The following is a 14,416-nucleotide window of genomic DNA, read 5'->3' as shown; positions in this document are numbered from 1 at the left end:
TCACAAAGCGCTTGCTCGGCGAAAATAAGCCATGAGCCCATTCCAAGTCATCGTTCTCGCCACCCCCGTTTTCCTGCTGATGATTGCAGCGGAATTCGCCTGGAGCCGCCGGGCGGCCGCCCGCGTACCGACTACCCGCGCCTTTCGCCTCAACGACCTGATCAACAGCGTCAGCCTGGGCATCATCGGCCAGCTCAGCGGCGTGTTGACCAAGCTGCTGAGCATCGGCATCTACACCGTGGTGTTTGGCGCAGTGGCCATTTACCCCAACCTGGAGTTCTGGAGCACCTGGTACGGCGTGTTGCTGGCGCTGCTTTTTTATGATTTCTGCTACTACTGGCTGCACCGGGCGGGCCATGTGGTGGCGCTGTTCTGGGCTGCGCACGTGGTGCACCACCAGAGCCAGAACTACAACCTGTCCACCGCACTGCGCCAGACCTCCAGCGGCACCCTCTTCGGCTGGATCTTCTACATCCCCATGGCCCTGGCGGGTGTGCCTCCCGTCATCTTTGCCATCGTCGGCCTGATCGACCTGCTGTACCAGTTCTGGGTGCATACCGAGCAGATCGGCAAGCTCGGCTGGTTCGACCGCTGGTTTGTCTCCCCGAGCAACCACCGCGTGCACCACGCGGTCAATGACCAATACATCGACCGCAACTACGGCGGCATCCTGCTGGTGTGGGACCGCATGTTCGGCAGCTTCCAGGAAGAGGACGACAAAGACCTCTGCGTCTACGGCACGCGCGGCCAGCTCGACAGCTGGGACCCGCTGTGGGCCAATGTGGACGTCTACTGGACCCTGGTCAAAAACTCCTGGCGCACCGAAAAATGGAGTGACAAAGTGCGCGTCTGGTTCAAGCCGCCGGGCTGGCAATCAGCGGACCTGGCGCGCAACCACCCTTATCCCCAGTTCCGGCTGGAAGATGTCACCACCTACAACCCGCCGCTCAGTGGCGGCCAGCAGGCGTTTGCCGTACTACAGTTTGTAGCCGCCATCGCGGCGGTATCGGTCTTCCTGTGGCATGCCGATGCCATGTCCACCGGCACGGCCGCCATCTGGTGCGCGGCACTCACGGCCGGCATGTGGGGCCTGGGCCTGTTCATGCAGGGCCGCCTGCACTGGCTGGAGCTGCTGGTGCTGGAAAGCGCGGCTATCGCCACGCTGGGAGCACTGGGCATGCTGGACCTGTTTACGGTATTCAAGCCCATGACCATGGCAATTGCTATGGTTTTCGTAGCTGCTCGCGCAATACCCACGGGGGGCATACGCCGATTTGACACATTACTTTTGCTGGCACTGCTGTTCTCGCTGGGCGGCGATGTGTTCCTGATGTTACCGGGGGATGTGCCGCTTTGGGGGCTGCCGCCCTTCATCCTGGGGCTGGGCTCCTTCCTGGTGGCGCACCTGTTCTACATCGTGCTGTTCCGCCAGGGCCAAACCTGGTTTCCCAACCGCACAGCGCTGGTGGTTGTGCTGGGCTTTGGTGCGGTGATGTATGCCGTGTTGTGGAGCAGCCTGGGGGACCCCGTTCTCAAGGGCGCTGTGGCCGCGTATGTGACGGTAATCTCGCTGATGGCGGCGCAGGCGATTGGGCGGGCCAGCGTGCTGGGAGACGCCGCATCGCGCTGGGTGGCGGTAGGTGCCTGCGTGTTCATGGCCAGCGACACCACGATTGCCATCAACAAGTTTCTGACGCCGGTGCCGCTGTCGGCGCTGTGGATTTTGCTGACTTACTACGCGGCGCAAATGCTGATCGTGCACTTCGCACGACCAAAAACCACGGATTAATTTCCCAATAGATCGGGCGTTGGATTGGCTGGGGGCGCCACTCCCAAATGGCGATATGCCGCGAGCGTGGCGATACGACCGCGCGGCGTGCGCTGCAGGTAGCCCTGCTGGATCAGGTAAGGCTCGATCACGTCCTCGATGGTCTCGCGCTCCTCGCCAATGCTGGCCGCAATGTTGTCCAGCCCCACGGGGCCGCCGTCGAAGCGGTGGATCACGGCTTCTAGCAGCTTGCGATCCATCAGGTCGAAGCCCTGCGGGTCCACGTCCAGCATGGCCAGCGCGCGGTTGGCAATATCCAGCGTGATCTCGCCCGAACCTTTGACGTCCGCATAGTCGCGCACACGGCGCAACAGGCGGTTGGCAATGCGCGGAGTGCCGCGGGAGCGGCGTGCAATCTCAAAACCACCGTCCTCGTGCATCGGCACCTTGAGCAAACCGGCGCTGCGTTTGACGATGCGCGCCAGCTCTTCGGAGGTATAAAACTCCAGCCGCGCCACGATGCCAAAACGGTCACGCAGCGGGTTGGTCAGCATGCCGGCGCGTGTGGTGGCGCCCACCAGGGTGAAGGGTTGCAGGTCGAGCTTGATGGAACGCGCCGCAGGGCCCTCGCCGATCATGATGTCGATCTTGTAGTCTTCCAGCGCGGGGTACAGGATTTCCTCGACCACCGGACTCAAGCGATGAATTTCGTCGATAAAAAGAACGTCGTTCTTTTCCAGATTGGTCAGCAGCGCCGCCAGGTCCTTGGGCTTCTCCAGCACCGGGCCGCTGGTCTGGCGCAGGTTCACGCCCAGCTCGTGGGCAATGATGTGGCTCAAAGTGGTTTTGCCGAGGCCCGGCGGGCCAAACAGCAGCACATGGTCCAGCGCCTCGCTGCGTTTTTTGGCCGCGCCAATGAAGATTTCAAGCTGCTCACGCACCTTGGCCTGGCCCACGTACTCGTCGAGCAGTTTGGGGCGCAGCGCGCGTTCTATCGCCTCTTCCTGGGGCGATACCGGGGCGGCAGACACCATGCGCAGGGCCGGTGCGGGGGAAAAATCGTCGGTCTGGATACTCACCTGCGCACTATAGCGCGCAGTGACCGAATACCTGGCCCGACGCTCAAGGTATGCAACAGAAATGCCGATACCATGGACAAACCCTCCTTCTGCCCAGCAGCGGCAGCCTTTGACCGTGCATGTTTGCGAGGCACTGCCAGCCATGAAGTCCGTTTGCCCCACCACCGCCCTGCTCCCCGCCTTGTTGCTGGCCCTGACCTTGGGCGCTGGCAGCAGCCTTGCCAATGACGCCCCGGCTGAAAAGAAAGCCGCCGCCCCTGCAGCCAAGAAGAGTGAGAAAGCGGAGAAGGTGGAAGAGGAACTGCCCTCCGCCACGCCCAAGGAAATGGCCGAGAAAGTGCGCGAGGCCCTGGGCGCCGCGGTCAACCCGAGCAAAAAGCTGACACTGGTGATCAATGGAAAACCAGTCGCCACCGCCGCCGGGTCCGGCACATCCGTGACACCCCAGAGCAGTCGCGCGGCCCTGCAGGCGCGGGCTGCGGCCATGGAGAAGGCTAAAGCAGGCCACGGCGGTGAGGTCCACTGGGACTACGCCGGCGAGAACGGCCCCATGGCTTGGAGCAAGCTCAAACCCGAATTCAACGTGTGCGCGCTGGGCAAACGCCAGTCCCCCATCAACATCGAAGACAGCACAACCCTGCAAGGCCCGGCGGAACCGGTGCAGTTCAACTACACCCCCAGCAACGGCACCGTGGTCAACAACGGCCACACCATCCAGGTCGATGTGCAGGGCGAAAACGCCATCGTTGTGCGCGGCCAGCAATACAAGCTGGTGCAGTTCCACTTCCACACCCCGTCCGAAGAACAGATCAACGGCCAGCGCACCGCCATGGTGGCGCACCTGGTGCACCGCAATGACGAAGGCCAACTGGCTGTGGTGGCCGTGCTGCTGGACCCGGGCGCGGCCAACCCGCTGATCGACAAGGTCTGGACCTATATGCCGCTGGACGCGGGCGACCGCGTGCGCATGCCGCGCGACCTGCTCAACCTCAACGAGCTGCTACCCGCCGACCAGCGCTACTACCAGTTCATGGGGTCGCTGACCACGCCACCGTGTTCCGAAGGTGTGTTGTGGATGGTGCTCAAGCAACCGGTGTCCATCAGCCGCGCGCAGCACCGCCTGTTCACCCAGCTCTACCCCGCCAATGCCCGCCCGGTGCAGGCGCTGAACGGTCGTCCGGTGCGCAACGCGCAATAGCTGGCGCTATTTTTGCTACTGTTTTAATAGCTACTTGCGCACATTCCATAAGGGCTAGAGGCCAAAAACACCCTCATTTCCCGATGCAGACTGCTGCAGGGCCACCGCGTCCTGCAGTGCCGCCAGGGCGCCGCGAAGGGCCTGTGTGATCTCTGGCGACTCGGCCATGCGCTCTTCGGTGATATTCGTCCCCAGCAGGGGAACGGTGATAGACGCTGTCTCCACCATCACCGCCGACATGGTCTTGAGCGTTTCCCGCAATGCCGCGTCCGCGTGTTGTGCGCGCGGCGATGCATTGAGCACGGCCACCGGTTTGTTCACAAACGGCTCGAAGCTGACCAGCCAGTCCAGCAGGTTCTTGATAACGCCTGTGACGCCGTGGGCGTATTCCGGGCTGGCGATGATCAGGGCGTCGGCCGCAGCCACCTCAGCACGCAAGCGCGCCACACTGGACGGCATAGCTGCTTCCAGATCCGGATTGAACAAAGGCAGCTCGCCGACCACTGCGCAGAGCTGCACCTGAATATCAGGTGGCGCCACCCGTGCCACGGTGCGCAGCAAGGCCGCGTTGATCGAGGCCGCCCGCAGGCTGCCGCAAATGGCGAGAACCTTCACAGGCAGGTGTTACTTGGCCAGCGCCTTCAGCGCGAGCTTGATACCGTCGCTCACGCCCACGTCTTTGGGCAGGGCCTTGAGTGCGGCGGCGGCTTCCTTGTCGCTGTAGCCCAGTGCCAGAAGCGCCTGCAGGATGTCGTTCTGCGCATCGTTGGCGCCGCCCAGCGGGGCGCCCATGTCGGCACCGAGCTTGCCTTTGAGTTCCAGCAACAAGCGCTCAGCGGTCTTCTTGCCGATGCCCGGCACCTTGATGAGGCGACCCGCTTCCTGCAGCGTGACGGCCTGCGCTAGGTCACCCACTCCCATGCCGGAGAGCACCGACAGCGCGGTGCGCGGGCCCACGCCGGAAATTTTGATCAGTTCACGGAAGGCTTCGCGCTCGGTGCTGCTGCCAAAGCCGTAGAGAATCTGCGCGTCTTCGCGCACCACAAAGTGGGTCAGCAACGAGACTTTTTGCCCCTCGGCCGGCAGGTTGTAGAAGGTGCTCATGGGCACCTGCACCTCGTAGCCCACGCCGCCGCAATCCACAATGATTTGCGGGGGATTTTTGTCGCTGAGGATGCCGCTGAGTTTTCCGATCATCTTTTGCCAATCATTTTGTGCCTATCATTCGTGTCAGGCCGAATGGCCGCAAGGAATTATCAGCTTGATTCTCAGACACCTTTTCACACCGCTCAACAACACCCGCCTGTCACACCTGTGCGGCCCCACGGATGAACACCTGCGCACCATCGAGATTGCGCTGGACGTGCGCATCGCGCACCGCCACGAGCAGTTCAAGGTGGAAGGCCCCAAGGCCAAGGCGCAGCGCGCTATGGACATGCTGCAGGCGATGTACGAGATCGCTGCGCGGCCCATCCAGCCCGCCACCGTGCAGCTGATGTTGTCGGGTGACGGTTCTGCTGATGCCGTGGACGGCCCCGGCCTGGCCACGCGCCGCGCCGACCTGAAACCCCGCACCCAGAACCAGGCGGTGTACCTGGACAACATCGCCGAGTTCGACATCACCTTCGGCATCGGCCCCGCCGGCACCGGCAAGACCTACCTGGCCGTGGCCGCAGCCGTGGACGCACTCCAGCGCAGCACGGTGCAGCGCATTGTGCTGACGCGCCCCGCGGTGGAAGCCGGTGAACGCCTGGGCTTTCTGCCGGGCGACCTGAACCAGAAGGTGGACCCGTACCTGCGTCCGCTGTACGACGCGCTCTACGACCTGATGGGTTACGACCAGGTGCACAAGGCCTTTGAACGCCAGCAGTTGGAAATCGCCCCACTGGCCTTCATGCGCGGGCGCACACTGAACAACGCCTTTGTGATCCTGGACGAGGCACAAAACACCACGCCCGAGCAGATGAAGATGTTCCTGACCCGCGTGGGTTTTGGCACCAAGACCGTCATTACTGGTGATGTGAGCCAGATCGACCTGCCCAAGACACAGATGAGCGGCCTGGTGGAAGCCGAGCGCATCCTGCGCCGCACGCCGGGCATCGCCATCACACGCCTGACCAGTGCCGACATCGTGCGGCATCCGCTGGTGGCGCGCATTGTGGACGCCTACGACGCGGCGCGGCTGGACGATCTGCCGCGCATTGCCATCCCGGAGCCTGAACCGGAGCTGCCCCGCGTGGGCCTGCCCAAAACCAGAACACCCAAACGCACCCCATGAAAGCCCGCTGATGCTGCCCGAACTCACCCTCTCCCTGCAATTTGGCAAGCTCAAGGACGCCGCCACCACAGCCAAACACCGCGCCGCGCTACCGCGCCACAAGGTGATCCGCTGGATCCGCAACACGCTGGAAGTGGACGGCGAAATCACCGTGCGCATCGTCGATGCCGAAGAAGGCCAGACGCTGAACCGCGAGTACCGCCATAAGGACTACGCCACCAATGTGCTGACCTTTGACTACACGCAAGAGCCTGTCACTGCCGACCTGGTGCTGTGTGCGCCCGTGATCAAGCAGGAGGCCAAGGAGCAGAAGAAAACACTGGAAGCCCACTACGCCCACATGATCGTGCACGGCACACTGCACGCCCAGGGCTGGGACCATGAGCTGGACGAAGACGCCGAAGTGATGGAACTGCGCGAAACCGAAATCATGGCGCGCCTGGGATTCAAGAACCCCTACTGAACAGACGCAGGTACTGTCACAACCCGGCATGAAATTCCCCGCATTTCCCGCCCTGCTGCTGACCCTTGTGCTGAGCCTTGGTCTGCATGCCCCGGTACATGCAGCGGATCCGCTCAGACTGGCGACCGGGGAGTACGCGCCCTTCACGAGTGAGAGTCTGCCGGGTGGTGGGCCGCTCACCGAAATCGCGCGGCGCGCGTTTGCCGCATCGGACCCGGATCTGAAGATCAGCTTTCTGCCCTGGAAGCGCGGTTATTCCGAGACACTGGAAGGCAAACACGACGGCACCTTTCCGTACGGACGCAGCGCCGAACGCGAGCGGGATTTCTACTTCTCCGAGTCCTACTACACGGTGGACCGTCGCATGTACTACCTGGCGGAATCCGGGCTGAAACCCGAGGACATCACCACGCTCAAGGGCAAACGGTACTGCCTGCCATTGGGCTTTGCGCTACCCAAGGACATGGGCGCGTTGATAGACAACAAGACACTGGAAGTGCAAAGCCCGCCCGACCTGGCAAGCTGCGCCAAGATGTTGCTGATCAAACGCGTGGACTTCTTTATCGCCACACCCTATATCGCCGAAACCGCCATGGCGCAGGCTGGAATCAAAGAGATCGCCTTCGTCAGCAAGTCCGTAGGCAAGGGAGAGAACTTCCTGATCGTTCCCAAGAGCCATCCTCGTGGGCCAGCCATCATCGCCACCTTCAACAAGGGCATCGCCGCCCTGCGGGCCAAAGGTGATCTGGACAAGATCATCAAAGACGCCAAGCTGTAGAAATATGGATCAAATAGGGCTCCAGCCCTTATGGATAGTGCGTAACCAGCTACCAAATAAATAGCATCTATAGAGTCGGTGCGACCCGCATCGGTATCGTCACCGGTCCGTCATTGACCAGCTCGACCAGCATGTCCGCCGCAAAGATGCCGGTTTGCACCACCGGGTGCGCCGCGCGGGCCTGGGTCACAAAATAGTCGTAGAGGCGGCGCCCGTCGTCAGGTGCCGCCGCGCCCTTGAAGCTGGGCCGGTTGCCACCCGTGGTGTCGGCGGCCAGCGTGAACTGGCTCACGATCAGCAAGCCGCCCTGGGTGCCCGCGCCGTCCATGTCCTGCACGCTCAGGTTCATCTTGCCATCGGCGTCGCTGAAGATGCGCAGCTTGAGTATCTTGGCAAGCAACTTGTCGCCCTGCGCCTCGGTGTCACCCTGCTCGGCACACACCAGCACCAGCAACCCCGGGCCGATGCTGCCCACGGTCTCTTGCGCCACGTCCACGCGCGCACGGCGCACTCGCTGAATCAATGCCAACACGGTTTTGCCTTGTCTGAACAGATTGAAAGAATTGCGCCGGATTATCTCCGGCGGCCGTGTGCAAGAATTCCACCATGCCCTCTGCATGGACCCACTACGCGCTCAAAGCCCACGGACTGCGGCTGCTCGCCTGGTGCGCGATCACCGCCGCGGGCTGCGTACTGCTGGCGCGCAGCGAGCTGGCGCAACTGCGCGAGGCCTTTGAGACCGACGCCCGCATCAGCCACCGCCTGCTGAGCCAGCGTGTGGTGCAGCATGACGCGGTGTTGGCCACGCTGGCGCTGCTGCAGCCCGCAGCGGATGCAGCAGCCAATCAACCCGAGCAGCGCCTGTCCTCCGTGTATCCGCAAATCCTGGGCGTGTCGCGCCGCGATCCTGGCACGGCCTGGCCCGAGAAGGCCTTGGCCGACGCCGAAGACGACTCACGCAAAAATCGCCGTGCAGCCATCGCCAACCTGGACCTGGGCTCTGCACGCGGCCAATACCAACTGGTACTGGCCGCCGCACCCACCAGTTTTGCGCTGCGCATTGACGTGCACGGCACCGTGCCCTGGGACGAATGGTCCATGCCCGTGGACACCAGCCCCGTGCGCGTGACGCTGGAGCATGCAGGCCAGCAGTTTGTTGTACAGCCGGGAAAGATTGGCACAGGCGGCTGGCGTTATGAATTCCACAAACACCTGGCGAGCGACAGCCAGCCCTTTGATGTGGTGGCGGTACGCCAGGTTGGCTGGGGCGAGCTGCCTTGGGGGGCCATGGCCTTGTGGGCGGCGCTGGTGGGGGCTGTCCTGTGGGCCGGGTCTGCCTGGCGGCGCCAGCGCACCGCGCGGCGCCGGGCCGAGGAGTTGCTGCGTCTGGGCCAGGTCGCGCGACTCAACACACTGGGCGAACTCGCCGCCGGCATGGCCCATGAAATCAACCAGCCACTGACGGCGGTGCTGGCCAACACGCAGGCCGCCAAACGCCTGCTGCAGGACGATCCGCCCGAGCTGGACACCGCGCGCACCGCCATGGACCAGGCTGTAGCGCAAGCACGCCGCGCCACCGAAGTCGTAGGCCGCCTGCGCCGCGCCGTCGAGCGCCCCAGCCTTGACGCGCCGGGTCAGACGGTCGATCTGGAACAGGCCCTGCGCAACGCGCTGTACCTGTTGGAGCCCGAATGTCGGCGCCGCGGCGTGCAACCCGAGGTGCACATCACCAGCAACACACAGGTGTTGGCCGAAGGCGTGGCGCTGGAGCAAATCGTGCACAACCTGCTCATGAATGCGCTGCAAGCACTCGATGCCGTACCCGCAGCAGAGCGCCAGCTGACCCTGCACGTGGCCGCCACCAACGGCGTAGGAGAACTGCGCGTGCAAGACACCGGCCCCGGCATTCCACCCGATGCGCTGCCGCGCGTGTTCGAGCCCTTCTTCACCACGCGTGAAGGCGGTTTGGGCCTGGGCCTGAGCCTGTGCGAAACCCTGGCCACCGGCATGGGCGGACGGCTGCGCGCCGAGGCCAACACACCGCGCGGCGCAGTTTTTATCCTGACACTGCCCTTGGCCCCATCCGCATGAACGCCCCCCTCTCTCCGCTGATCCACCTGATTGACGACGACGAAGCAGTGCGCGCCAGCCTGGCCCTGTTGATCGGCACCGTGGGCCTGCGTGTGCAGACTTGGGGCCACCCGCAGGCCTTCATGCAGACCTTCGACCGGGAAAGCGTAGGCGCCATCGTGCTGGACGTGCGTATGCCTGGCATCAGCGGCCTCACGGTACTGGAGACGCTGGTAGCACAGGGCGTAGACCAACCCATTCTCATGCTCACCGGCCACGGCACGGTGGAGCTGTGCCGCCGCGCCTTCAAGTCCGGTGCGGCAGAGTTCCTCGAAAAACCGATTGACGATGAGGCCCTGCTCGAAGCCCTGCAAAACGCGGTGCGCCAACACGTGCGCTCGCGCGAACGCCACCAGGCCGACCGGCAAGCCCGTGAACGTTACGCCCAGCTGTCGGAGCGTGAACGCGAGGTGCTGGGCCTGATCGTTTCAGGCCTGACCAACAAGGAAATCGGCCGCGTGCTGGACCTCTCGCCGCGCACGGTCGAGACCCACCGCGCCAACCTGTTTGCCAAGCTGCAGGCAGAAACCCTCGCGCAACTGATACGCCACTACGCCAGCCTGGCGGACGCAGCGGACGCCTGAAGCCAGACGCCACTCCGTAGTTCTACGGAGGCTCGCGCGTAGCCGCACGAATAGGCACGGTGGCCTGCATTTTTTACAGTTCTCCCACGGTTCAAGCAAACGCTGAACCGGCTAAACCAACCACCGGAGAACACCATGCGCAACATCCTCAAAGTTTCTGCCATCGCCCTGTCCCTGACCGCCTTCGGCGCCAACGCCCAGGCCGTACGCACCGAAAAGAACATGTCGCTCGACCTGGCCAACCAGATCGCCGCCGCATCCGTGGCCGCCTGCGCTGCCAACGGTTATGCCGTCGCCGCCACCGTGGTGGACCGTGCGGGCACCGTGCGCGCCGTGCAGCGTGCGGACAACGCCGGCCCCCACACCCTGGCTGCCAGCCAGCAAAAGGCTTTTACCTCCGCATCCGCCAAGAACACCACGCTGGCCATGATGGAAGGCGCACAAAAGAACCCCGCAGCCGCGAATCTGGTTTACATCCCCGGCTACCTGCTGCTGGGCGGTGGCGTGCCTGTGAAGGTGGGCAATGAAGTCATCGGTGCCGTGGGCGTGGGCGGTGCACCCGGTGGTCACCTGGACGAGCAGTGCGCCAACGTGGCACTCGACAAGGTCAAGGAACTGCTGAAATAACCCATAAGAGGAACACGCCATGCGCCACACGCTTCACCACGTTTTTGTACAAGGGGCATTCGCTCTGGTGGCCGCGTGCGGCCTGGCGGCCCCCGCCTGGGCCCAGACGGCACCCAACGCTGCCGAGATTGCCCGTTACCAGGGGCTGCATGCCGCCGCCCACAGTGGCGATGTGGCACGCATCGCCCAACTCGTAGCCGTGCGCGCCGACCTCAATGTGCGCGATGCCAATGGCCGCACGCCGGTGCATGTGGCCACCTTCGCCCGGCAACGCGGTGCCATCCAGGCATTGGCCAAAGCCGGCGCTCAACTGGAATTGCTGGACCAGGACCGTTATGACGCCGTGACCATTGCCTCGGTGGCGGACGACGAAGAGAGCTTGCGCCTGCTGCTGTCCCTGGGCGCCAGTGCCAAGCTGGTCACCAGCCGCTACGACGGTACCGCGCTGATTGCCGCTGCCCATCTGGGGCATGACGGTGTGGTGCGGCAATTGATAACCGCCGGTGCGCCGCTGGACCATGTGAACAACCTGCACTGGACGGCCTTGATTGAGTCCATCGTGCTGGGCAATGGCGGGCCGCGCCACCAGGCGACGCTGCGTGCCCTGTTGGCTGCTGGTGCCAGCACACGCCTGACAGACCGCCAGGGCAACACGCCGCTGGCGCAGGCCAAAGCGCATGGTTATGCCGAGATGGTGCAGATGCTGGAGAAAGCCGGCGCCCGCTAAAGCGCCAAAGGACCCTGGTTTAGCCTAAGGTCACGCGGGCAAACTTGCGCTTGCCCACCTGCAGCACATAGGTGCCCGCGCCCAACTTCAGGCCCTTGTCGCTGACCACATTGCTGTCGATACGCACACCGCCGCCGTCAATCAGGCGGTTGGCTTCACTTGTAGAAGCCGCCAAACGCGCCATTTTCAGAAGAACTCCAATACCTAACAGCGCACCCTCACCCAACTCCACTGACAAATCATCAATCTGATCAGGAATGCCGCCCTTGCTGCGGTTGATGAAATCCTGCTCGGCCGCATCAGCGGCTGCGGCGCTGTGGAAACGTGCGGTGATTTCCTTGGCCAGCGCCACCTTGGCGTCCTTGGGATTGCGGCCACCGTCCACTTCGGCCTTCAGCGCGGCAATTTCGGCTTCGGACTTGAAGCTCAGCAAAGTGAACCACTTCCACATCAGCACGTCGGAGATGGACAGCACCTTGGCAAACATGGTGTTGGCGTCTTCAGAGATGCCGATGTAATTGTTCTTGCTCTTGGACATCTTCTCGACGCCGTCCAGGCCTTCGAGCAGCGGCATGGTCAAAATGCATTGCGGCTCCTGGCCGTATTCGGCCTGCAGCGTGCGGCCCATCAGCAGATTGAACTTCTGGTCGGTACCACCCAGCTCCAGATCGCTCTTCAAAGCCACGCTGTCATAACCCTGCATCAGCGGATACAGAAACTCATGTACGGCAATCGGTGTGCCGGCCTTGAAGCGGTCGTGGAAATCGTTGCGCTCCATCATGCGCGCCACGGTGTAGCGGCTGGCCAGCTGGATCATGCCGCGCGCACCCAACGGGTCGCTCCATTCGCTGTTGTAACGCAGCTCGGTCTTGGTCGGGTCCAGGATCTTGTCGGCCTGGGCGCGGTAGGTTTCGGCGTTGACCTTGATCTGCTCGGCCGTCAGCGGCGGGCGGGTGCTGTTGCGGCCGGACGGGTCGCCAATCATGCTGGTGAAGTCACCAATCAGGAAGATCACCGTATGGCCCAGATCTTGCAATTGACGCATCTTGTTCAAGACGACGGTATGGCCGATGTGGATGTCGGGCGCAGTCGGGTCCAGGCCCAGTTTGATGCGCAACGGCGTGCCGGTTGCCTCCGATTTGGCCAGCTTTTTGACCCACTCTTCTTGAGGAATGAGTTCGTCACAGCCGCGCAACGAGACGGCCAGGGCTTCACGAACACGGTCTGTTACAACAAATTGAGGGCTTGAGGCTTGATTCATAAGGGTTTTTATCGATGCGTCTGTGCGGTAGGCCGCTATACTGCGTCCTCCCTCCTGCAATCACGTTTGATTGCCAGCGGCTGGATTTTAGTCGCGCCGCCCCCTACCAACGGAGCCCCCCATAGTGTTTAACGGACTGCCCCAAGCCGCCGAGTCGTTTTTGAACTCCGCCGCCGCGCTCGCCAGCCGCCATCCCCGTCGTATCACCGCTCTTGTTTCTGCACTGCTTTTGGGCGGTACAGGTGCCACGTTCGCCGTCGCCAATCTGGCCCCTGACGCTGCGGACCTGCCGGTGCACACCATCGTGGAAAACATTGCTTCCCTGCCCGTATCGGCGCAGATGGAAGCGCTGGAAGCCAACACACAACGCCTCTACCGCTCGGAAGTCACCCGCTCCACGGACACCGCAGACAACCTGCTCAAACGTCTGGGCATCTTTGATGCGCAGGCCGCCGCGTTCCTGCGTGCCGATCCGCTGGTGCAGCAAACCCTGCTGGGTCGTGTGGGACGCAACGTCACGGTGGAAGCCAGTGAACGCAATGCGCTGCTCAACCTGAGCGCACGCTGGAGTCCTGAAGACGACGGCATGTTCAAACGCCTGACGGTGCAAAAAACCGCCAGCGGCTTTGTCTCCCGCCTCGAAACACTGCCCATGGCGGCGTCTTCACGCATGGCCAGCGGTGTGATTGCCTCCTCGCTGTTTGCATCCACCGACGAAGCACGTGTGCCGGATGCCATTGCCATTCAACTGGCCGAGATATTCTCGGGCGACATCGACTTCCACCGCGCGCTGCGCAAGGGTGACCGCTTCTCGGTGGTCTACGAAACCCTGGAAGGCGACGGCGAGCCCCTGCGCGCCGGCCGTGTGCTGAGTGCCGAGTTTGTCAACGCAGGCAAGACCTACCAGGCCATGTGGTTCCAGGAACCGGCCACCGCAACAGAAGTGACCGCATCTACTTCCGCGACGCACTCCCTCACCAAGGGCGGCTACTACACATTGGCAGGCCAGAGTCTGCGCCGGACCTACCTGACGTCTCCGCTGGAGTTTTCCCGGGTCACCAGTGGTTTTTCCATGCGTTTTCACCCGATTCTCAAAACCTGGCGCGCCCACACCGGCGTCGACTACGGCGCGAGCACCGGCACTCCCGTGCGTAGCGTGGCCGACGGCATCGTCGATTTTGCAGGCGTGCAGAACGGCTACGGAAACGTGGTCATGGTCAAACACAACAGCAGCGACACCACCTTGTACGCGCACTTGAGCCGTATCAACGTCAAGCGGGGCGACCGCATCAGCCAGGGGCAAAACCTGGGCGCGGTCGGTTCGACCGGTTACGCCACGGGTCCCCATCTGCATTTCGAGTTTCGCATCAACGGCGTGTTCCGTGACCCACTGACGATCGCACGCCAGAGCGAGACGGTTCCCGTCGCCGCATCGGCCAAGCCCGTGTTTGACAAGGCTGCCGCACAGGTCAAGGCGCAACTCACGGCCGCGGCGTACATGCTGCCCGGCAACGCCCAGTAAA

At 63.1% G+C, this 14,416-nt stretch carries 15 protein-coding genes; 10 read left to right on the top strand and 5 right to left on the bottom strand.

Annotation, left to right across the window (positions count from 1 at the left end; genetic code table 11):
- Nucleotides 1–31: 31 nt before the first annotated feature.
- Nucleotides 32–1,789 carry a lysoplasmalogenase family protein gene (locus RS694_RS03570; RefSeq protein ID WP_037246606.1) on the top strand — a complete coding sequence of 586 codons (1,758 nt, stop codon included), beginning with the start codon at nt 32–34 and terminating at the stop codon, nt 1,787–1,789.
- On the opposite strand, the gene ruvB is transcribed toward RS694_RS03570, so the two are convergent.
- Nucleotides 1,786–2,847 (bottom strand): Holliday junction branch migration DNA helicase RuvB, encoded by a 1,062-nt coding sequence (ruvB, locus tag RS694_RS03565; RefSeq protein WP_029706262.1) that lies wholly within the window; start codon nt 2,845–2,847, stop codon nt 1,786–1,788. The genes RS694_RS03570 and ruvB overlap by 4 nt on opposite strands.
- A gap of 142 nt (nt 2,848–2,989) precedes the next feature.
- On the opposite strand from ruvB, the gene RS694_RS03560 reads away from it, so the two are divergent.
- Nucleotides 2,990–4,045 (top strand): carbonic anhydrase, encoded by a 1,056-nt coding sequence (locus RS694_RS03560; RefSeq protein ID WP_051391717.1) that lies wholly within the window; start codon nt 2,990–2,992, stop codon nt 4,043–4,045.
- A gap of 54 nt (nt 4,046–4,099) precedes the next feature.
- Here the strand turns inward: RS694_RS03560 and RS694_RS03555 are convergent, their stop codons facing one another.
- Nucleotides 4,100–4,660: an NADPH-dependent FMN reductase gene (locus RS694_RS03555; protein ID WP_029706259.1), complete on the bottom strand. Its 561-nt coding sequence runs from the start codon at nt 4,658–4,660 to the stop codon at nt 4,100–4,102.
- A 9-nt stretch (nt 4,661–4,669) separates the two neighbouring features.
- Nucleotides 4,670–5,242: a Holliday junction branch migration protein RuvA gene (ruvA, locus tag RS694_RS03550; protein WP_029706257.1), complete on the bottom strand. Its 573-nt coding sequence runs from the start codon at nt 5,240–5,242 to the stop codon at nt 4,670–4,672.
- Nucleotides 5,243–5,306: 64 nt separating this feature from the next.
- Here ruvA and RS694_RS03545 point away from each other — a divergent pair, with 64 nt between their 5' ends.
- From RS694_RS03545 to RS694_RS03535, 3 genes are read left to right on the top strand one after another with little or no spacing between them, the layout of a single operon-like run.
- The gene (locus RS694_RS03545; RefSeq protein ID WP_241463887.1) at nt 5,307–6,323 is read left to right on the top strand and encodes a PhoH family protein; all 1,017 of its coding nucleotides are present in this window, start codon (nt 5,307–5,309) and stop codon (nt 6,321–6,323) included.
- A 7-nt stretch (nt 6,324–6,330) separates the two neighbouring features.
- Complete coding sequence (ybeY, locus tag RS694_RS03540) at nt 6,331–6,786, top strand: rRNA maturation RNase YbeY (RefSeq protein WP_029706255.1); 456 nt, start codon at nt 6,331–6,333, stop codon at nt 6,784–6,786.
- Nucleotides 6,787–6,814: 28 nt separating this feature from the next.
- A complete protein-coding gene (locus tag RS694_RS03535; protein WP_029706254.1) occupies nt 6,815–7,564 on the top strand; it encodes a substrate-binding periplasmic protein in 750 nt (249 codons plus the stop codon).
- Between the two features lie 67 nt (nt 7,565–7,631).
- On the opposite strand, the gene dtd is transcribed toward RS694_RS03535, so the two are convergent.
- Nucleotides 7,632–8,096: a D-aminoacyl-tRNA deacylase gene (gene dtd / locus RS694_RS03530; RefSeq protein WP_029706253.1), complete on the bottom strand. Its 465-nt coding sequence runs from the start codon at nt 8,094–8,096 to the stop codon at nt 7,632–7,634.
- 74 nt (nt 8,097–8,170) lie between these two features.
- On the opposite strand from dtd, the gene RS694_RS03525 reads away from it, so the two are divergent.
- The 4 genes from RS694_RS03525 to RS694_RS03510 all read left to right on the top strand — a co-directional run bounded on the left by RS694_RS03525 (nt 8,171) and on the right by RS694_RS03510 (nt 11,632).
- Nucleotides 8,171–9,655 (top strand): sensor histidine kinase, encoded by a 1,485-nt coding sequence (locus RS694_RS03525; RefSeq protein ID WP_051391719.1) that lies wholly within the window; start codon nt 8,171–8,173, stop codon nt 9,653–9,655.
- Nucleotides 9,652–10,278: a response regulator transcription factor gene (locus RS694_RS03520; RefSeq protein WP_029706251.1), complete on the top strand. Its 627-nt coding sequence runs from the start codon at nt 9,652–9,654 to the stop codon at nt 10,276–10,278. Before RS694_RS03525 ends, RS694_RS03520 begins: the two co-directional genes overlap by 4 nt.
- A gap of 135 nt (nt 10,279–10,413) precedes the next feature.
- The gene (locus tag RS694_RS03515) at nt 10,414–10,905 is read left to right on the top strand and encodes a GlcG/HbpS family heme-binding protein (protein ID WP_029706249.1); all 492 of its coding nucleotides are present in this window, start codon (nt 10,414–10,416) and stop codon (nt 10,903–10,905) included.
- A gap of 19 nt (nt 10,906–10,924) precedes the next feature.
- Nucleotides 10,925–11,632, top strand: a complete 708-nt coding sequence (locus RS694_RS03510) for an ankyrin repeat domain-containing protein (protein WP_029706247.1) — start codon at nt 10,925–10,927, stop codon at nt 11,630–11,632.
- Nucleotides 11,633–11,651: 19 nt separating this feature from the next.
- Here RS694_RS03510 and tyrS read toward each other — a convergent pair whose 3' ends face one another.
- Nucleotides 11,652–12,893 (bottom strand): tyrosine--tRNA ligase, encoded by a 1,242-nt coding sequence (gene tyrS / locus RS694_RS03505; RefSeq protein WP_029706246.1) that lies wholly within the window; start codon nt 12,891–12,893, stop codon nt 11,652–11,654.
- 124 nt (nt 12,894–13,017) lie between these two features.
- Between tyrS and RS694_RS03500 the strand changes: the two genes are divergently transcribed.
- Entirely contained in the window at nt 13,018–14,415 is a 1,398-nt protein-coding gene (locus RS694_RS03500; protein WP_051391716.1) for a M23 family metallopeptidase, read from the top strand.
- Nucleotide 14,416 lies beyond the last annotated feature (1 nt).

Source organism: Rhodoferax saidenbachensis (genome assembly GCF_001955715.1).
In the GTDB taxonomy this organism is placed as follows: Bacteria; Pseudomonadota; Gammaproteobacteria; order Burkholderiales; family Burkholderiaceae_C; genus Allorhodoferax; species Allorhodoferax saidenbachensis.
This window is presented reverse-complemented; position numbering and strand designations above follow the sequence as displayed.